This is a genomic window from Acuticoccus kandeliae, assembly GCF_003073115.1.
Map to the genome: position 1 here is coordinate 1,008,451 of NZ_QBBV01000001.1, position 18,068 is coordinate 1,026,518.

The 18,068-nt window shown below is 68.9% G+C and carries 19 protein-coding genes; 17 read left to right on the top strand and 2 right to left on the bottom strand.

Going from position 1 to position 18,068, the window contains the following annotated elements; all coding sequences use genetic code 11:
* Positions 1-16: 16 nt before the first annotated feature.
* The 15 genes from DBV35_RS04625 (at position 17) to DBV35_RS04695 (ending at position 15,670) form a co-directional block, all read left to right on the top strand.
* Positions 17-1,162, top strand: coding sequence for an acyl-CoA dehydrogenase family protein (locus tag DBV35_RS04625; protein ID WP_108659040.1), 1,146 nt, complete (start codon positions 17-19; stop codon positions 1,160-1,162).
* On the top strand, positions 1,162-2,193 hold the full coding sequence (locus DBV35_RS04630; protein ID WP_108659041.1) for an enoyl-CoA hydratase/isomerase family protein: 1,032 nt from the start codon (positions 1,162-1,164) through the stop codon (positions 2,191-2,193). Before DBV35_RS04625 ends, DBV35_RS04630 begins: the two co-directional genes overlap by 1 nt.
* On the top strand, positions 2,190-3,356 hold the full coding sequence (locus DBV35_RS04635; RefSeq protein WP_108659042.1) for a DUF6163 family protein: 1,167 nt from the start codon (positions 2,190-2,192) through the stop codon (positions 3,354-3,356). Before DBV35_RS04630 ends, DBV35_RS04635 begins: the two co-directional genes overlap by 4 nt.
* A 45-nt stretch (positions 3,357-3,401) precedes the next feature.
* On the top strand, positions 3,402-4,292 hold the full coding sequence (gene mmsB, locus DBV35_RS04640; protein WP_108659043.1) for a 3-hydroxyisobutyrate dehydrogenase: 891 nt from the start codon (positions 3,402-3,404) through the stop codon (positions 4,290-4,292).
* 270 nt (positions 4,293-4,562) lie between these two features.
* Complete coding sequence (locus DBV35_RS04645; RefSeq protein ID WP_245943838.1) at positions 4,563-4,940, top strand: winged helix DNA-binding protein; 378 nt, start codon at positions 4,563-4,565, stop codon at positions 4,938-4,940.
* Positions 4,941-5,138: 198 nt separating this feature from the next.
* Positions 5,139-6,389, top strand: coding sequence for a L,D-transpeptidase family protein (locus DBV35_RS04650; protein WP_108659045.1), 1,251 nt, complete (start codon positions 5,139-5,141; stop codon positions 6,387-6,389).
* A gap of 138 nt (positions 6,390-6,527) precedes the next feature.
* Positions 6,528-7,823, top strand: a complete 1,296-nt coding sequence (gene glyA, locus DBV35_RS04655; protein WP_108659046.1) for a serine hydroxymethyltransferase — start codon at positions 6,528-6,530, stop codon at positions 7,821-7,823.
* Between the two features lie 3 nt (positions 7,824-7,826).
* Positions 7,827-8,372 carry a transcriptional regulator NrdR gene (nrdR, locus tag DBV35_RS04660; RefSeq protein WP_108659047.1) on the top strand — a complete coding sequence of 182 codons (546 nt, stop codon included), beginning with the start codon at positions 7,827-7,829 and terminating at the stop codon, positions 8,370-8,372.
* Positions 8,369-9,493, top strand: coding sequence for a bifunctional diaminohydroxyphosphoribosylaminopyrimidine deaminase/5-amino-6-(5-phosphoribosylamino)uracil reductase RibD (ribD, locus tag DBV35_RS04665; protein WP_205648466.1), 1,125 nt, complete (start codon positions 8,369-8,371; stop codon positions 9,491-9,493). The genes nrdR and ribD overlap by 4 nt, the downstream gene beginning before the upstream one ends.
* Entirely contained in the window at positions 9,475-10,086 is a 612-nt protein-coding gene (locus DBV35_RS04670; RefSeq protein WP_108659049.1) for a riboflavin synthase, read from the top strand. The genes ribD and DBV35_RS04670 overlap by 19 nt, the downstream gene beginning before the upstream one ends.
* A 62-nt stretch (positions 10,087-10,148) precedes the next feature.
* Positions 10,149-10,595, top strand: a complete 447-nt coding sequence (locus DBV35_RS04675) for a 6,7-dimethyl-8-ribityllumazine synthase (protein ID WP_108659050.1) — start codon at positions 10,149-10,151, stop codon at positions 10,593-10,595.
* An 8-nt stretch (positions 10,596-10,603) separates the two neighbouring features.
* Complete coding sequence (gene nusB / locus DBV35_RS04680; RefSeq protein ID WP_245943839.1) at positions 10,604-11,107, top strand: transcription antitermination factor NusB; 504 nt, start codon at positions 10,604-10,606, stop codon at positions 11,105-11,107.
* A 49-nt stretch (positions 11,108-11,156) separates the two neighbouring features.
* Positions 11,157-12,128: a thiamine-phosphate kinase gene (gene thiL / locus DBV35_RS04685; RefSeq protein ID WP_108659052.1), complete on the top strand. Its 972-nt coding sequence runs from the start codon at positions 11,157-11,159 to the stop codon at positions 12,126-12,128.
* A gap of 71 nt (positions 12,129-12,199) precedes the next feature.
* Positions 12,200-13,417: an MFS transporter gene (locus DBV35_RS04690; protein ID WP_108659053.1), complete on the top strand. Its 1,218-nt coding sequence runs from the start codon at positions 12,200-12,202 to the stop codon at positions 13,415-13,417.
* A 102-nt stretch (positions 13,418-13,519) separates the two neighbouring features.
* The gene (locus DBV35_RS04695) at positions 13,520-15,670 is read left to right on the top strand and encodes a sodium-translocating pyrophosphatase (RefSeq protein ID WP_108659054.1); all 2,151 of its coding nucleotides are present in this window, start codon (positions 13,520-13,522) and stop codon (positions 15,668-15,670) included.
* 94 nt (positions 15,671-15,764) lie between these two features.
* Here the strand turns inward: DBV35_RS04695 and DBV35_RS04700 are convergent, their stop codons facing one another.
* Together DBV35_RS04700 and DBV35_RS04705 are read right to left on the bottom strand one after the other, a co-directional pair.
* Positions 15,765-16,265, bottom strand: coding sequence for a calcium-binding protein (locus tag DBV35_RS04700; protein ID WP_108659055.1), 501 nt, complete (start codon positions 16,263-16,265; stop codon positions 15,765-15,767).
* A gap of 192 nt (positions 16,266-16,457) precedes the next feature.
* Positions 16,458-16,856, bottom strand: a complete 399-nt coding sequence (locus tag DBV35_RS04705; RefSeq protein ID WP_205648467.1) for an outer membrane protein assembly factor BamE — start codon at positions 16,854-16,856, stop codon at positions 16,458-16,460.
* Between the two features lie 58 nt (positions 16,857-16,914).
* Here DBV35_RS04705 and DBV35_RS04710 point away from each other — a divergent pair, with 58 nt between their 5' ends.
* Together DBV35_RS04710 and DBV35_RS04715 are read left to right on the top strand one after the other, a co-directional pair.
* Positions 16,915-17,502: a ubiquinol-cytochrome C chaperone family protein gene (locus DBV35_RS04710; protein ID WP_205648468.1), complete on the top strand. Its 588-nt coding sequence runs from the start codon at positions 16,915-16,917 to the stop codon at positions 17,500-17,502.
* Positions 17,499-18,014 carry a DUF177 domain-containing protein gene (locus DBV35_RS04715; RefSeq protein WP_108659058.1) on the top strand — a complete coding sequence of 172 codons (516 nt, stop codon included), beginning with the start codon at positions 17,499-17,501 and terminating at the stop codon, positions 18,012-18,014. Before DBV35_RS04710 ends, DBV35_RS04715 begins: the two co-directional genes overlap by 4 nt.
* Positions 18,015-18,068 lie beyond the last annotated feature (54 nt).

Below are 18,068 nucleotides of genomic sequence, written 5' to 3' on the forward strand. Positions count from 1 at the left end.
GCCGAGGAGGACGGCCATGGACTTCGAACTCAGCGAAGAGCAGCGCGCATTCCAGGCGATGGCGGCCGACTTCGCGCGCGAGCGGATCGCCCCGCATGCCGCCGAATGGGACCGTGACGACATCTTCCCCGTCGACGTGCTGCGCGAGGCGGCCGCGCTCGGCTTCGCCGGAATCGTGGTCGGCGAGGCGCATGGCGGGTCCGGCCTCACGCGGCTCGATTCGGCCCTGATCTTCGAGGCGCTCGCCGCCGCCTGCCCGTCGACCGCGGCGTACCTGTCGATCCACAACATGGTCGCCGGGATGATCGACCGCTTCGGCTCGGACGCGCAGCGCGCCGAACACCTGCCGAAGCTCTGCACGATGGAGCATTTCGCGAGCTACTGCCTCACCGAGCCGGGCGCAGGCTCGGACGCGGCGAGCCTCTCGACGCGGGCGCGGCTGGACGGCGACCACTATGTTCTCGACGGCGCGAAGGCCTTCATCTCGGGCGGCGGGGCGGCGGATCTCTATCTCGTCATGGCCCGCACCGGCGGGGAGGGGGCGCGCGGGGTGAGCGCGATCGCCGTCCCGAAGGGGACGCCCGGCCTCTCCTTCGGCGCGCAGGAGGAAAAGCTCGGTTGGCACTCCCAGCCCACCGCCGCCGTGATCTTCGACGGCGTGCGCGTCCCGGTGGAGAACCGGATCGGGGCGGAGGGGGAGGGCTTCAAGATCGCCATGGCGGGGCTCGATGGCGGGCGCCTCAATATCGGCGCGTGCTCGCTCGGCGCGGCGGGGGAGGCGCTGCGGCTCGCCCGCGCCCACGTCAAGGAGCGCCGCCAGTTCGGCAAGCCGCTCGAAGCCTTTCAGGCCCTGCAATTCAAGCTCGCCGACATGGCGACGAGCCTCGAGGCCGCGCGCCTCCTCCTCCACAAGGCCGCGATCGCGGTGGAGACGCGCGCGCCCGACGGAACCGCCCTCGCGGCGATGGCGAAGCGGCTTGCGACCGACACCGGATTTGATGTCGTGAACCAGGCGCTCCAGATCCATGGCGGCTACGGCTATCTTCGCGACTATCCGCTGGAGCGCTATTTGCGCGACCTGCGGGTCCACCAGATCCTGGAAGGCACCAACGAGATCATGCGCGTGATCATTGCCCGCCACATCCTCAGTGCTGAGAGCTGATGAGCGACATTCAATTCGAGACGGTCGGCCGCGCCGGCATCGTGACCTTGAACCGGGTGAAGGCGCTGAACGCGCTGACCGAGCCCATGGTGCGCGAACTCGGCGAGGCGCTTCGCGAATGGGCGCGGGACGATCGCGTCGAGCGCGTCGCGATCCGCGCCGAGGGCAAGGCCTTCTGCGCCGGCGGAGATCTGCGTGACATCTACACGCGGCGGAGCGAGGCCGTGCCCTTCTTCGGCGCGGAGTACCAGACCAACTACCGGCTCGGCATCTACGAAAAGCCGGTCCTCTCCCTGATCGACGGCGTCTGCATGGGCGGCGGGGTCGGCATCTCGGCGCACGGCTCGCACCGGATCGCGACGGAGAATCTCGTCTTCGCGATGCCCGAGACCGCGATCGGCCTCTTCCCCGACGTCGGGGCGAGCCATCTCCTGTCCGGCATGGACGGTGAGGCGGGGCTCTATCTCGGCCTCACCGGCGCCCGGCTCGGGCGGGACGGGGCGACGGCGGTGGGGTTCGTGACGCACCCGACCGAGGCGGGCCGCCTCGGCGACGCGCTCGACCGGATCGCCCACGCCCGCGCCCTGGAGGCCGGCCTCGACGAGCTTGTGGTCGACACCGAGCCGCGCGACGCGGAGGAGGCCGCCTTCATCGACAAGGTGTTCGGGGCGGACAGCGTGCTCGCCATCCTGGAGCGGCTCGACGATGAGGGGAATGATTTCGCGGCGGAGACGGCCGCGACGATCCGCAAGATGTCGCCGACGAGCCTCGAGGTGACCTTCCGCGAGATCCGCCGCGCGGAGGGCAAGTCGCTCGGCGAGTGCCTCACCACCGAGTTCCGCATTCTCAACCAGATCCTCGAAGGGCACGACCTCTATGAGGGGATCCGGGCGGTCCTCATCGACAAGGACCGCAATCCGAAATGGTCGCCCGCGACGCTCGAGGGCGTCGACGCGGAGGAGATCGAGGCGCACTTCCGCAAGCCGCACGACGGTGACCTGCGCCTTCCCTCCGGACCGGCGGCGCCATGACGGCCGACGAGAAGGACGGCGGGACGCCGGAGGGCGCCGCCGGGCCAGCCGAGACGCCCGCGCCGACGCAGTCCCAGTCGCAGGCGCCGAAGGCCCCGCCCCAGGGCGCCGCGCCCGACCCCGCCGCGCCGCCGAAGCCGCGCCCGGCGACGACGCCGATCGACCCGGAGGCGCTCGCCCGCGCGGCCGCGCGCCGCCAGCGGGCGGCCGAGTCGGCGGGTGGCGAGGCCCAGCCCGCCGCCGCCCCCGCACCGGGCGCATCGCCCGAGGCCCCGCCCGCGCCGCCTGACCTGCCCGCGCCGCCGCCTCCGGCACGGCCCGCGGCGGAAACGGCCCCGGCCGCGCCCGCCCGCCCACCCGCGTCCCCGTCGCAGCCGCCCTCCGCGCCGCCCGCGGCCGCGATGGCCGCCGCCAAGATGCCCGCGCGCACGCCGCCGAAGGGCCGCCCGGCCGTCCCGCCGCGCAATGCGCCGGCGCAGCCTCCCGCCGCGCGCCCTGCGCCGCCACCCCCTTCCTCGCCTCCGGCGGCCGCCGCGGCCGCGCCGCGCGAGACCGGCAAGGCCGTCGCGCGCACCACCGGCACCGCCGTCGCGACGCGCACGACCACCGAGCCCGTCGCCCCGGCCGAGGAGAGGCCCGCCAAGACGCCGCCCGCGCGCCGTCCGCCGACGCCCGCCGCGCTCCCCGCGCCGACCACCACGCTCGACACCAACTCGCGCCGCGCGCCGATCTCGCTGGAGGCGCTGAAGGCCCCGAAATCGGGGAGCGAGCGGCGCGACGGCCTCTGGATCGCCATCGCCTCACTCCTGCGCCTCGCCGCGATCGCCTGGCTCGCCGGGACGGTGATCATCTGGGCGCGCCTCATCGGCTACCTGCCGTCCGACCTCACCACGCTCTGGCACGCGCCGGACGGCCCGTGGATCTCCACGATGACCGCCGCGCTCATCTTCCCGGTCGCGGGCGTGGGGCTGTGGCTGCTCGCCCATTGGGGCATCGTGGTCTGGGGGGCGGCGATCGTCGTCGACGCCCTCCTCTTCGCCTTCGCCCCGGCGCTGATGCCCTTCGGCATCATCGCGCTCGGCGCGAACGCCGCGCTCGCCGTCATCGTCGCGGCCCTCGCGGCCGTCCGTGCGCGGCGCAAGGCGAAGGACGAGGGCATCTGACACGCGCGCGCCACCGGCGACGCGCCAACAAGAAGGGGGAGGAATATGGCCAAGGTGGCATTCATCGGGCTCGGCAATATGGGCGCGCCGATGGCGCGGAACCTCGCCAGCGCAGGACACGTCGTGATGGGCTATGACGTGTTCGAGGGCGCGCGCACGGCCTTCGCCGAGACCGGCGGCACGGTCGCCGCGAACCTCGCGGCGGCGGTGGTCGACGCGGACATCATCGTCACCATGCTCCCCTCCGGGGCGGACGTGCGGACCGTCGTCACCGGGCCGGGCGGGATCCTCGAAAGCGCCACCCCCGGCGCGCTCCTCATCGACTGCTCCACGATCGACGTCGCGAGCGCGCGCGACGTCGCGGCGGCGGCGACCGCGAAGGGCTTCCGCATGATCGACGCCCCCGTCTCGGGAGGCGTCGCGGGCGCGGCGGCCGGGACGCTCACCTTCATGGTCGGCGGGCCGGCGGAGGCGTTCGCGCTCGCTGATCCGCTCCTCCAGATCATGGGGCGCACGATCGTCCATGCCGGGGATTCCGGCGCGGGCCAGGCGGCGAAGATCTGCAACAACATGATCCTCGGCATCTCGATGATCGCGGTGAGCGAGGCCTTCAACCTCGCCGACGGTCTCGGCCTCGACCGGCAGAAGCTCTTCGACATCGCGAGCACCGCGTCCGGACAGTGCTGGTCGCTGACGACCTACTGCCCGGTGCCCGGCCCCGTGCCGACCTCGCCCGCCAACCGGGACTATCAACCCGGCTTCACCGCCAAGATGATGCTGAAAGACCTCAAGCTCGCCGCGGACGCCGCCAAAGCTTCCGATGTCAAAACCCCGCTCGGCAGTGCCGCGGGCGAGATCTACGAGCATTTTTGCGACGAAGGCGGCGCGGCGACTGACTTTTCCGGCGTTGTCAGATACTTGCGTGGGGCGGGTTAATTTGTGACGCAAATATCACGTCGACGCCGTTAACCGCTGATTCACTCTAGCACTTAAGCACCGCTTTATCGCGGTCTCGCACCGTTCGGGAAAAAGCGTCCGAAGAGGGCCAGACCGAGAGGCAGATCGATGAATTTGGCGGTGCGACAGGCGGAACGGGACGAGGCGGAAGATCCTTCCGCCGCGGCGAAGGCACGGGAGGCCTATGTTGAGACGATCCGTCTCATCGAAAGGGCCCACCGGCGCTTTCTGGACGTTGTGAAAGACGAGTTGGAACGGCTCGGGCGTGAAGAGATCAACAACGTCCAGGCCGTGCTCCTGCACAATCTCGGCTGCGAGGAATTGACTCCGAGCGAGTTGAAGTCGCGCGGCTATTATCTGGGCTCGAACGTCTCCTACAACCTCAAGAAGCTAGGCGAACTGGGCTATCTGGCGCAGCGCAAGTCCACGCGCGACCGCCGCACGGTGCGCATCACCGTGACCGAGAAGGGGGCCGAGATCGCCGCGATCGTGGAAGGCCTCATCGACAGGCACATGCAGTCGCTGGGGGCGATCGGCGGCGTCGACGAGGATGGGCTCGACGGGGCCTCGCAGACCCTGCGCCGTCTCGACCGGTTCTGGAAGGACCAGGTCCTCTACCGGCTCTGAGGCCGGTTGACGGCACGACGCGACGGGAACAGCCGGGCGGTCCGAGAGGGCCGCGCCGTCGTCCCACTCTGTTGTGATCGATCGCTCGTTGTTCATTTACCATCGTCGTGTTACCCGCATCATCATAGTCTCGTATGTGTGGGGGTTCGCGTGTCTCAGACGACCCGAACGAAGTCGTCGGTTGCCGGCGGCGCTGGCATGAAACGGCCGGCACTGTTGGCACTCGCTCTTTCGGCTCTGATCGCCTTTTTGCCAAACCCGGCATCGGCACAGAATGAGAGCCCACTCGAAGCGCTGAGAAGCTTCAAGCGCCAGGCCGAGTGGACGGACCGGTTCGACGCGACGCTGCCCGAGATCCACGCCGTCAACTCGTCCCAGCCGACGCTGTCGCCCGAAGCTCTCGGCCGCATGCAGATCGCGATCGAGCGGTATCGCACCTTGGCCGCCTCCGGCGGCTGGCCGCTCGTTCCCGCCACGCAGAAGGCCATGCAGCTCGGCGTCCGCGACAAGGCGGTCGTCGTCCTGCGCCAGCGTCTCGCCGCCTCGGGCGATCTCGTCCAGATCGGCGGCCGGGAGGACATCTTCGATTCCTACGTCGCCGCCGGCGTGCGCCGCTTCCAGCTCCGCCACGGCCTGCGCGGGGACGGGATCGTCGACCAGTCGACGCTCGACGCGCTGAACGTGCCGGTCCAGGTGCGCCTGCGCCAGCTCGAGACCAATCTCGGCCGCATCGCCGAGCGCGCGAACGACCTCTCCGACCGCTACGTGCTCGTGAACATCCCCGCCGCCGAGATCGAGGCGGTGGAGAACGGGCGCGTGCGCTCGCGTCACACCGGCGTCGTCGGCAAGGTCGACCGGCAGAGCCCGATCCTCGTGTCGAAGGTGCACGAGATCAACTTCAACCCGTACTGGACCGTCCCGGTCTCGATCGTGCGGCGCGACCTCATCCCGAAGATGAAGGCGAACCCGGAATATCTCGCCCAGCAGAAGATCAAGATCTATCGCTGGGGCGACGAGACCCGCGAGTACGACTATCGCGAGATCGACTGGAACACCGACGAGGCGACGCAATACATGTTCCGCCAGGAGCCGGGCGAACTGAACTCGCTCGGCACGGTGAAGATCAACTTCCACAACGTGCATCAGGTCTACCTGCACGACACGCCGCAGAAGAGCCTCTTCGGCGAGGACGCCCGCTTCCACTCCTCGGGCTGCGTGCGCGTTCAGAATGTGCGCGAGCTGATCACCTGGCTCCTGCAGCCGAACGGCTGGGACCGCGGCAAGGTCGACGCGACGATCCGCTCCGGCGAGCGGGTCGACGTGAAGCTCGACCGTCCGACCCAGATCATGTTCGCCTACATCACCGCCTGGGTGAACGCGGACGGCGTCGTCCATTTCCGCGACGACATCTACGCCAAGGACGGTGTGGAGACGCTCGCCCTGCGCTGATCGCACGGCGGGGCGCCGACCCCGCGCGGGGACGCGCGGGCCGGGTCCACAATTTGGAAACAACGAGAGCCGGTGCAAGCCATTGCACCGGCTATGTGCCGTCTCTAAGTTCGGCGCGAATTCTAAGGGAGACAGTCTATGAGCCTGCGTGACGCGGTCGAGACCCGTCCGTTCTTCGAGCACGCGCTCGCGGAAAGCGATCCTGAGATCGCCCGCGCCGTCGCGCTCGAGCTGGAGCGCCAGCAGAAGGACATCGAGCTGATCGCTTCGGAGAATATCGTCTCGCGCGCCGTTCTGGAGGCGCAGGGCACGGTTCTCACGAACAAGTACGCGGAAGGCTATCCCGGCAAGCGCTATTATGGCGGTTGCCAGTTCGTCGACATCGCCGAGGAGCTCGCGATCGAGCGCCTGACGCGCCTCTTCGGCGTGCCCTACGCCAACGTCCAGGCGAACTCGGGCAGCCAGGCGAACCAGTCGGTCCTTCTCGCCCTCGCCAAGCCGGGCGACACGCTCCTCGGCCTCAGCCTCGACGCGGGCGGCCACCTCACCCACGGCGCGAAGCCGAACCTCTCCGGCAAGTGGTTCAATGCCGTTGCCTATGGCGTCGACCCGGAAACCGGCCTCATCGACTATGACGAGGTCGCCCGTCTCGCCGAAGAGCACAAGCCGCGCATCATCATCGCCGGCGGCTCGGCCTATTCGCGCCTCATCGACTTCGCCCGCTTCCGCGAGATCGCCGACAGCGTCGGCGCGATCTTCCACGTCGACATGGCCCACTTCGCCGGCCTCGTCGCGGGCGGCGCGATCCCGAGCCCGTTCCCCCACGCCCACGTCGTCACCTCGACGACGCACAAGACGCTGCGCGGCCCGCGCGGCGGCGTGGTGCTGACCGAGGACGCGGACATCGCCAAGAAGATCAACTCGGCGATCTTCCCCGGCCTCCAGGGCGGCCCGCTGATGCACGTCATCGCGGCGAAGGCCGTCGCTTTCGGCGAAGCGCTCCAGCCGTCCTTCAAGGTCTATGCCCGCAATGTCGTGGAGAATTCCAAGGCGTTCGCCTCGGCGCTGAAGGGGCACGGCTTCGAGATCGTCTCGGGCGGCACTGACACCCATGTCGCGCTCGTCGACCTGCGGCCGAAGAACGTGACCGGGCGGGACGTCGAGAAGGCGCTCGGCCTTGCCGGCATCACCTGCAACAAGAACGGCGTGCCGAACGACCCGCAGAAGCCGATGGTGACCTCGGGCGTGCGCGTCGGGACCCCGGCCTGCACCACGCGCGGCTTCGGCGTGAAGGAATTCCAGGACGTCGCGAAGATGATCGCGACCGTCGTCGATTCCATGAACGCCGAGGGTCAGCCGGACGAGGCGGTGGTGTCGAGCGTGAAGGCCGAGGCGTACGCGCTCACCGGACGCTTCCCGATCTACGCCGAGTAGAATGTGAGATGCCCCTACTGCGCCGCTGAGAACACGCAAGTCAAAGACTCACGGCCGACCGAGGATGGGGTTGCGATCCGCCGCCGCAGAAATTGCATCGTCTGCGGCGGCCGTTTCACCACGTTCGAGCGCGTGCAATTGCGCGAGCTCGTCGTGGTCAAGCGCTCGGGCAAGCGCGAGCCGTTCGACCGGGACAAGCTCTTCCGCTCCGTCGCCATCGCGACGCGCAAGCGCGCGGTCGACGAGGAGGTGCTCGACCGGATGATCTCCGGCATCGTGCGCCAGCTCGAGAGCGCGGGCGAGAGCGAGGTGAGCGCCGCCCATATCGGCGACCTCGTGATGGACGCGCTCCGGGCGATCGACGATGTCGCCTATGTCCGCTTCGCCTCCGTCTACAAGAACTTCTCCGAAGCGCGTGACTTCGAGGCCTTCGTCGCCGACCTCGCCCAGGCGGTGAGCGAGCGCACGAACACGCACGACCGGTCCGCCCCCTCCGGCGAGGACGGGGACGACCTGCCGGCCGAACCCGAGGGGCGCGCCGAAGCGTGAGTGCGGCGGACGATCGACGCTTCATGGCGGCCGCGCTCGCCATCGGCCGACAGGGGCTCGGGCGCACCTCGCCCAACCCCTCCGTCGGCGCGGTGGTCGTCGCGCCGGGGACGGACGGCCCCGTCATCGTCGGCCTCGCCCGCACTGCCGACGGGGGCCGGCCCCACGCCGAGCCCATTGCGCTCGACGCGGCGGGGGCGCGGGCGGCCGGGGCGACCATGTACGTCACGCTCGAACCCTGCTCCCATCACGGCAAGACGCCGCCCTGCGCGGACGCGGCGATCCGCGCCGGCATCCGCCGCGCGGTGGTCGCCATCGAGGATCCGAACCCGCTCGTCGCGGGCGTCGGCGTCGCGCGCCTGCTGGAGGCCGGGATCGAAGTCGATGTCGGCCTCGGCGCGGCCGAGGCGCGGCGCGACCTTGCCGGCCACATCAGCCGCATGACGCGCGGCCGGCCGCACATGTGCCTGAAGCTCGCCGTCTCGGCCGACGGGGCGATCGGGCGGCGCGGGGAGGGGCAGATCGCGATCTCCGGCCCCGCCTCGCGCGCAAGGGCCCATCTCCTGCGCGCCGAATGCGACGCGATCGCCGTCGGCGTCGGCACGATCCTCGCCGACGATCCGGCGCTCACCTGCCGCCTTCCCGGCATGACGGCATGCTCGCCGCTGCGCGTCGTGTTCGACAGCGCCGCCCGCACCCCGCCGACCGCCCGCCTCTTCGCCGACATCGCCACCGTGCCGGTCCTCGTCGTGGTCGGGGAGGGGGCCGACAGCGCGCGCACGGCCGCCCTCGCGGCCGCCGGGGCCGACATTCTCGTCGTGCCGCGCGACGGGGCGCACGTCGACCTCTCGGCAGCGCTCGTTGCGCTCGCCCAGCGCGGGATCACCCGCGTCCTCGTCGAGGGTGGGGCGGGGCTTGCGGATGCGATGGTGGCGGCCGATCTCATCGACGAGGTGCAATGGATCGACGCGCCGACGCGGATCGGGCCGGGTGGGACGCTGCCCATCGCCGGGCGGGGGCTCGCCGCACTTGCAGAGCGCTTCGAGATCATCCAGGTGGAGACGATCGGCGACGACCGATGGACCCACCTCTGGCGGCGCGAATGTTCACAGGCATCATAACCGACGTCGGCACCCTGGCCGGCAAGACCCCGTTCGGCGATGGTGCGCGCCTCCTGATCGACTGCCAGTACGAGGCGGCCGGCATCGATATTGGCGCGTCCATCGCGTGCGCCGGCGTCTGCCTCACCGTGACGGCGATCGAAAAGGCGGGGAACCGCACCCGCTTCGCCGTCGACGTCTCAGGCGAGACGATGGACAAGACGACCGTCGGAACCTGGCAGGTGGGCGACCCGATCAACCTCGAGCGCCCGCTGAAGGCCGGCGACGAGCTTGGCGGGCACATCGTCTCCGGCCACGTGGACGGGGTCGCCGAAATCGTCGCGCGTGACGATCACGAAGACATGACCGTTTTTCGCCTATCCCCGCCGGCCGACCTTCTGCCACTCATTGCGGCCAAGGGATCGGTCGCGCTCGACGGCACGTCGCTGACTGTCATCGACGCCGACGACACCTTCACGATCATGACCATTCCGCACACCATGGCCGCCACCACCTGGGGAGAGCGTCGGGTCGGCGATATGGTCAATATTGAAGTCGACACCATCGCCCGCTACGTCGCCCGCCTGGTCGCGGTGCGCGCGCCCGGGTCGTGACCCGCACATTCCGACTGCCGGATTGATCCGGTATGCTCCGCCAGACTCTGAGGAAAGACCGAATGGCCGCACGTGCCCTCATCATCGAGGCCCGCTTCTACGAGGAGATCGCCGACATGCTCCTCGCCGGGGCAGGGGCGGAGTTCAAGAAGCGGCGCATCGACTATGATGTCCTGTCGGTTCCGGGCGTGCTCGAGATTCCGATCGCGCTCGGCATGGCGCTCGACGCCGCGCGCCGGCGCGACCATACCTTCTACGACCTCTTCGTCGTGCTCGGCACGGTGATCCGCGGCGAAACCGGCCACTACGATGTCGTGGCGGGCGAGGGGAACCGCGCGGTGATGGACCTTGCGCTCAGCAACCGCCTCGCGATCGGCAACGGGATCCTGACGGTGGAGGACGGGGAGCAGGCGCGCGTGCGGGCCGATCCGGCACGCAAGGACAAGGGCGGGGGCGCCGCGGCCGCCGCCATCGCCCTCTTTGACCTCCGCCAATCGCTTCCCCGATGAAACCGACCATGAAACACGCCAGCCGCACGAAACCCGCCAACAAACGTGCGGTGGCCCGCCTCGCGGCGGTCCAGGCGCTCTACCAGATGGACGTCACCGGCTCCGGTGCGCGCGACATCGTCAAGGAATTCGAGCTGTTTCGCCTCAGCCAGGATGTCGAGGGGCAGACGCTGCGCGCGATCGACCTCAACTGGTTCGACGGGATCGTCACGGGCGTCGTCGCGCACCAGCGCGACATTGACGGCTCGATCGACCGCGCCCTCAAGGAGGGCTGGCCGCTCCGGCGCATCGACCTCACGCTCCGCGCCGCGCTCCGCGCAGGCGTATTCGAGCTGATGCACCGCGAAGAGGTGCCGGTGCGCGTCGTCATCACCGAATATGTCGAGGTGGCGAAGGCCTTCTTCAGCGAGGACGAGCCACGCCTCGTCAACGGCGTGCTCGACAAGATCGCCCGCGCCGTCCGCCCGAAGGAGTTCGCCGGCGAGACCGATGCCGGCAACGGCGATGGCTGACAGGCTGGGACCCGCGACGGGTCCGGTGCCGCCGCGCCGCTGAGCCGCGATGGCGATCGACGAAGACACCCTGATCGCGAAGGTCTTCGCGCCGCTCGCCCGTGACGCGGGCGCGGACGCGCTCGGCGACGACGCCGCGACCTTCGCGCCGGGCGACGGCGACATCGTCGTCACCTGCGACGGGCTCGCGGCCGGGGTGCATTTCTTTCCGGACGATCCCGCCGCCGCGATCGCGGCGAAGGCGCTGCGCGTCAACCTCTCCGACCTCGCCGCGAAGGGGGCCGAGCCGTTCGGCTACCTCCTCGCGCTCGCCCTCGGGACGGGCTGGACCGAGGAATGGGCGAGCGACTTCGCCGAAGGGCTCGGCGCGGACCAGGCGCGCTATGGCGTGACCCTCCTCGGCGGCGACACGCTGCGGGCCGCGGGCGGCACCACGATCGCCGTCACCGCGTTCGGGCGCGTCCCGGCGGGCGGGGTCGTGCGCCGCCGCACCGCGCGCGCCGGCGACCTCGTGACCGTCACGGGCACCATCGGCGACGCCGCGCTTGGCCTCGCCTGCCGGCTCGGACGCGCACCCGCCGCGCTCGCCCCCGCCGACCGCGCCGCGCTGGAGCGCGCCTATCTGTGGCCCGACCCGCCGGTCGCCGGGTGGCGGGCGGTGCGGGCGCACGCGCGCGCGGCGATGGACGTCTCGGACGGGCTCGTCGGTGATCTCGCCAAGATGATCGGGGTCGCGGGCGTCGGCGCGCGGCTCGATATCGCCCGCGTGCCGTTCTCGCCGGCGGTCGCGGCGGCCATCGCGGCCGACCCCGACGCGCGCGACATCGCCCTCACCGGCGGCGACGACTACCAGATCCTCGCGACCGTCGCGCCGGACAGCCTCGCGGCCTACGAGGCGGCGCTCGCGGCGGAGGGGATTGCCGTTGCCGTCATCGGCGAGGTGACCGCCGGGCCCGGATTGACCCTCCTGCGCGACGGCGCTCCGGTGGCGCTGAAGGACGGCCGCTTCCAGCATTTCTGAAACGCATTTTCGCGATCACGATTTGCAACAATGACTGGCCCGCGCGACGGGGGAGGTCTAAGAGCCTGTCCATGCCCGCCGCCAACGATCGTCTCGCCCGCAGCAACGCCCTCATTCTCGCCCTCGCCCAGGCCATGGGCGGGTCGCTGATGTCGATCACGATCTCGCTCGGCGGCCTCGTCGGCGTCTATCTCCTCAACGAGACGAGCGAGCTCGCGACGCTGCCGGTCTCCACGATGATCATCGGCACGGCGTCGGGCACGATCCCGGCGGCGCTGATTCTGAGCCGTCTCGGCCGCCGCCCCGGCTTCATGCTGGGCGCGATGCTCGCGGGAACGGGCGGCATCATCGCCTTCGCCGCGATCCATATGACGAGCTTCCCGCTCTACTGCATCGGCACCTTCATCGGCGGCATCTCGGCGGCCTTCGTGCAGCAATATCGCTTCGCGGCGGCCGAGGGGGCGAGCGACACCTTCCGCCCCAAGGCGATCTCCTACGTCCTCGCGGGCGGCATGTTCGCGGGCGTCATCGGCCCGCAGACCGTCATCATGACGAAGGATCTCTTCGCGCCGGTCGCCTACGCGGGCGCCTATTTCTCGCAAGGGATCCTCGCCCTCGTCACGATCGTCATCCTGATGTTCTACAAGCCCGTCTTCGCCTCCGGCGCGCTGCGCCCGAGCGGCGGGGAGGGCGGGCGTCCGCTCAGCGTGATCCTGCGCCAGCCGAAGATGATGCTCGCGGTCCTGTGCGGTGTCGTCTCCTATTCGGTGATGAGCCTCGTGATGACGGCGGCCCCGCTCGCGATGCTGAATTGCGGCTTCACCACCGCCGAGGCGGCGACCGGCATCCAGTGGCACGTCATCGCGATGTTCGCGCCGAGCTTCTTCACCGGCTCCATCATCACCCGCTTCGGGGCGGAGCGCGTCGCGGCCGTCGGCCTCGTCCTCCTCGCCTTGTCGGGGACGACGTCGCTCCTCGGCATCTCGCTCGGCCACTTCTACGCGTCGCTGGTTCTTCTCGGCCTCGGCTGGAATTTCGGCTTCATCGGCGCGACCACCATGCTCACCGCCGCGCAGCGGCCGGAGGAGCGCGCCCGCACCCAGGCGGCGAACGACTTCATCATGTTCGGCACGGTGGCGCTTGCCTCTTTGTCTTCCGGGGTGCTGTTCTCGACCGTCGGCTGGGAGAGCATCAATTGGGCGATGATGCCGATGGTCGCCCTTCCGCTCGCTCTCATCCTCCTCCAATCCGTCAGCCAGTCCGGCACGCGGCAAGATCGGCTCGCTTGACGCCAACGGGCGTCACGGGCACAGATTCTGCACCGCAATAAATGCGGACGCTAAAGCACAAAGACGATGCCGCCATGAAACAGGCGGCACTGGAGGAAATGCATGGATCCCACACTACTCGTCATCGCCTGTGGACTTGTCTCCCTGCTTTATGGGGCATGGGCGGTTAGAAGTGTTCTGGCGGCTCCCGCGGGCTCGGCCCGCATGCAGGAGATCGCCGGTGCCATCCAGGAAGGCGCATCGGCCTATCTTGCTCGCCAGTACATGACGATCGCGGTCGTGGGCATCGTCATCTTCGTGATCGTTTGGTGGCTTCTCGGCATGCTGGTCGCGATCGGCTTCGCGCTCGGCGCCATCCTGTCGGGAATCGCCGGCTATATCGGCATGCTCGTCTCGGTCCGCGCCAACGTGCGCACCGCCGAGGCCGCCTCGCGCAGCCTGCAGGGCGGGCTCGACATCGCGTTCAAGTCGGGCGCGGTGACCGGGATGCTCGTCGCCGGCCTCGCGCTCCTCGGCGTGTCGGTCTACTTCTTCATCCTCACCACGGTCATGGGCAATCCGCCGACCTCGCGCACGGTGGTCGACGCGCTGGTGGCGCTCGGCTTCGGCGCGTCGCTGATCTCGATCTTCGCCCGTCTCGGCGGCGGCATCTTCACCAAGGGCGCGGACGTCGGCGGTGACCTCGTCGGCAAGGTCGAGGCCGGCATCCCGGAGGACGACCCGCGCAACCCGGCGACCATCGCCGACAATGTGGGCGACAATGTCGGCGACTGCGCCGGCATGGCGGCCGACCTCTTCGAGACCTATGCCGTCACGATCGTGGCGACGATGGTGCTCGCGGCCATCTACTTCGCCTCGTCCGACTTCCTCGGCGCCACGATGCTCTACCCGCTCGCCATCGGCGGCGTGTGCGTCCTCACCTCGATCGCCGGCACCTTCTTCGTGAAGCTCGGCTCGAACAACTCGATCATGGGCGCGCTCTATCGCGGCTTCATCGTGACGGCCGTCCTCTCGCTCGTGGTGCTGCTGCCGCTCACCTACGTCGTGTTCGGCTCGCTCGGCACCGAGATCGTGTCCTCACGCGGGACGACCTTCACGCCGTTCGATCTCTATCTGTGCGGCGTCGCGGGCCTCGTGATCACCGGCCTCATCATCTGGATCACCGAGTACTACACCGGCGTCGGTTTCCGGCCGGTCCGCTCGATCAGCCAGGCCTCGGTCACCGGACACGGCACGAACGTCATCCAGGGCCTCGCCGTGTCGCTCGAGGCGACGGCGCTGCCGGCGCTCGTCATCATCGCGGGCATCATCTTCACCTACACCTTCGCCGGCCTCTTCGGCATCGCGATCGCGGTGACGACGATGCTCGCCCTCGCGGGCATGGTCGTCGCGCTCGACGCGTTCGGCCCGGTGACGGACAACGCGGGCGGCATCGCCGAGATGGCGGACCTGCCGGCGGAGGTCCGCGCGACGACCGACGCGCTCGACGCCGTCGGCAACACCACGAAGGCGGTCACCAAGGGCTACGCGATCGGCTCTGCCGGCCTCGGCGCCCTCGTCCTCTTCGCGGCCTATACCGAGGATCTGCGCTACTTCATCGACAATAGCGAGCAGTACACCTACTTCGCGGGGCTCACCCAGGAGACGCTGAACTTCTCGCTGGCGAACCCCTATGTCGTCGTCGGCCTCTTCTTCGGCGGCCTCCTCCCGTTCCTCTTCGGCGGCATCGCGATGACGGCCGTCGGCCGCGCCGCGGGCTCGGTCGTGGAGGAGGTCCGGCGCCAGTTCCGCGAGAAGCCGGGCATCATGGAAGGCAAGGACCGGCCCGATTATGGGCGCGCGGTCGACATGCTGACCAAGGCGGCGATCCGGGAGATGATCATCCCCTCGCTCCTGCCGGTGCTGTCGCCGATCTTCGTCTTCTTCGTGATCCTCGCGATCGCCGGGAAGGGCGAGGCGTTCGCCGCGACCGGCGCGATGCTCCTCGGCGTGATCGTGACGGGCCTCTTCGTCGCGATCTCGATGACCGCGGGCGGCGGCGCGTGGGACAATGCGAAGAAGAGCTTCGAGGACGGGTTCGTCGACCGCGACGGGGTCAAGCACCTGAAGGGCTCGGAGGCGCACAAGGCCTCCGTCACGGGCGACACGGTGGGTGATCCCTACAAGGACACCGCCGGCCCCGCGGTGAACCCGATGATCAAGATCACGAACATCGTGGCCCTGCTCCTCCTCGCGGTCCTCGCCCACCACTGAGGACTGCGGACGAAAAAAATGCGCCCGAACATCGCGTTCGGGCGCATTTCCATTTGGCCAATGCGGCGCGGCGGGGCCGCCGCGCGTCTCGATCTCAGCTGAAGAGTTCGCCGCCGGTGCCGAGCGAGCCTTCCGGAAGGCCGCGCACGTCTTCGGCGGTGAGGCCGACGAAGATGATCGTGTAGAGATTCGTGTAGGTGACGGCCGTGCCCTCTTCGGTGCCGACGACGCCGTACTGAAGGGCGGTGTCGACCTCGACCGAATCCTGGCTCGTGTTGAAGTCGGCGATCGTGTCGATGTCGCCGAAGCGGACGTGGTCGCTGGCGAAGCCGAAATGGTCGGAGCCGTTGCCGCCGGTCATGATGTCGGTGCCGAGGCCGCCGATGAGCTGGTCGCTGCCAGCGCCGCCGAGGAGCACGTCATTGCCCTCGCCACCGTCGACCGTGTCGTTGCCGAAGCCGCCAAAGACGAAATCGTTGCCGCCGCCGGTGCTGATCGAATCGTTGCCCGCGAGGTCGATGACGACATTGTCCTCCTCGCCGAGCTCGATCGTGTCGTTTCCAAACCCTGCGAAGATACCGAGAAAGAGATCCATTGGTTCAGCCCTTGTCGTTGGTGCTGTTCGCGCAGCACTAAAGCTAGAACTAGCACACCCATGCAGATTTCAAGCTTGCAATGACACGAAAAGAACCAACGGCGTGTGAGCCGTTTTGGTGAAGTGAAGCTTAACTTTTAGGCTAAATACCTGGGCGCCTGCCGTGGGTGCCCAGGTCCGATTGGATGAAGATTAGAGCGACGGGTTCATCAGGCCGCCCAGGATCTGGGTGACGAAGGCGAGGTCCGACCCGGACGTGCGCGTCTTGCGCGACAGATAGTCGAACACCTTGCCGTCCTTCAGCCCGTACTCGGCGATGTCGCGGACGTTGTTGTCCTTGTCGAGATAGACGGCGAGGATGCGCCGGTCCTTCACGCTCGGCCGCTGGAATGCGACGCTTCGTGCGCTCGTCTGCGAGATGTAGTAGAAGACCTCGCCGTCGAAGAGGCCGGTGGTGGTCGGCGTGCCGAGCGCGAGGAGGACCTGTTCGCGCGAGGAGCCGACGGGGACCTGTTCGAGCTGGTCGGACGTGATCTTCTGGCCACGCGTGTACGATTCGCCCATAGGAGTGCACGCGGCGACGGCGACCATCAGCACCGCGGCTGTTGATAGCCGCGCGACCTCGATACCGAAGCGAGCCAACCTATGTTTGAAGCGTAAGGGATTAACTGCCATGCTTCGCTTCTTCTTCAACAAACCCGATCCGGCCGTGCGGTCGCTCTATGACAGAGCGGTGGCGCAGGCGCGGCTGCCGGTCTTCTATCAAAAGTTCGGCGTGCCGGACACGCTCGAAGGTCGCTTCGACATGGTCGTTTTTCACGTCAGTCCTCTTATCGACCGGTTAAGAGACGAGACGGGGGCGATTTCCCGCAAGGGCCAGGACCTGTTCGACACCTTCGTGGACGACATGGAGCAGAATCTGCGCGCCATGGGTGTGGGGGATCTGACGGTGCCGAAGCGGATGAAGAAATTCGGGGCGGCGTTTTATGGCCGCTTCAATGCCTACCGCAAGGCGGGGGCCGATTCCAACGTGCTCGCGGCGACCATTGCGCGCAATCTCCTCGGGGAGGAGGAGCGCGCCACCACGCCGCAGGCGCGGGCGCTCGCCGCATATTATCTCGCGGTTGTCGAGGCCGCGAAGTCTGCCGACGACCCGATCGGCGATTTCGTCTATCCCGACGTGACCGCATTCGTCCCGCGCTCCGGCGCGACCCAGACCGTCGAGGCAGCCCTGTGATCGCCCGTTTCTCCCGTCCCGTCAGCCTGCGACGCATGAAGCAGGAAGAGACGATCACGATCGAGGCGAACGCGGAGGAGCGCGCCGCGCTCGCCGAGGAGCTCGACCTCCTGACGCTTGATTCGCTGACCGCGACGATGGTCCTGCGCCCCTGGCGCGGGGAGGGGGTGCGCGTCACGGGCACGGTGAAGGGCGCGCTCAGCCAGGCCTGCGTCGTCTCGCTGGAGCCGGTGCCGGCGGTTGTGGAGGAGAGCTTCGACCTGCGCCTCCATCCCGACATCCAGGATGCGTCGACCGTCGATGTCGACCCGGACGCCTCCGATCCGCCCGAGCCGCTGGAGGGCAACACCATCGATGTCGGCGCGATCGCGCTCGAGCATTTCGCGCTCGGCATCGACCCTTATCCGCGCGCGCCCGGCGCCGCGTATGAGGAAGAAAGCGCCGAGGAGGAGGAGGAAGAGCAGCCCTCGCCCTTCGCCGTCCTCGCTGCCTTGAAAAACGAGAACGGCTGACTGTTTTTATCGTCGCCGAGTTGAACTAATGTCCGCGCCGGCGCGCCTTGCGCG

Bases quoted from the DNA above. Each gene is read 5' to 3' on its own strand.
- DBV35_RS04670 (WP_108659049.1), top strand. From the start codon at position 9,475: ATGTTCACAGGCATCATAACCGACGTCGGCACCCTGGCCGGCAAGACC.
- DBV35_RS04635 (WP_108659042.1), top strand. From the start codon at position 2,190: ATGACGGCCGACGAGAAGGACGGCGGGACGCCGGAGGGCGCCGCCGGG.
- DBV35_RS04700 (WP_108659055.1), bottom strand. From the start codon at position 16,265: ATGGATCTCTTTCTCGGTATCTTCGCAGGGTTTGGAAACGACACGATC.
- DBV35_RS04690 (WP_108659053.1), top strand. From the start codon at position 12,200: ATGCCCGCCGCCAACGATCGTCTCGCCCGCAGCAACGCCCTCATTCTC.
- DBV35_RS04705 (WP_205648467.1), bottom strand. From the start codon at position 16,856: ATGGTCGCCGTCGCCGCGTGCACTCCTATGGGCGAATCGTACACGCGT.
- DBV35_RS04695 (WP_108659054.1), top strand. From the start codon at position 13,520: ATGGATCCCACACTACTCGTCATCGCCTGTGGACTTGTCTCCCTGCTT.
- DBV35_RS04650 (WP_108659045.1), top strand. From the start codon at position 5,139: ATGAAACGGCCGGCACTGTTGGCACTCGCTCTTTCGGCTCTGATCGCC.
- thiL (WP_108659052.1), top strand. From the start codon at position 11,157: ATGGCGATCGACGAAGACACCCTGATCGCGAAGGTCTTCGCGCCGCTC.
- glyA (WP_108659046.1), top strand. From the start codon at position 6,528: ATGAGCCTGCGTGACGCGGTCGAGACCCGTCCGTTCTTCGAGCACGCG.
- DBV35_RS04630 (WP_108659041.1), top strand. From the start codon at position 1,162: ATGAGCGACATTCAATTCGAGACGGTCGGCCGCGCCGGCATCGTGACC.
- DBV35_RS04675 (WP_108659050.1), top strand. From the start codon at position 10,149: ATGGCCGCACGTGCCCTCATCATCGAGGCCCGCTTCTACGAGGAGATC.
- nusB (WP_245943839.1), top strand. From the start codon at position 10,604: ATGAAACACGCCAGCCGCACGAAACCCGCCAACAAACGTGCGGTGGCC.
- mmsB (WP_108659043.1), top strand. From the start codon at position 3,402: ATGGCCAAGGTGGCATTCATCGGGCTCGGCAATATGGGCGCGCCGATG.
- DBV35_RS04625 (WP_108659040.1), top strand. From the start codon at position 17: ATGGACTTCGAACTCAGCGAAGAGCAGCGCGCATTCCAGGCGATGGCG.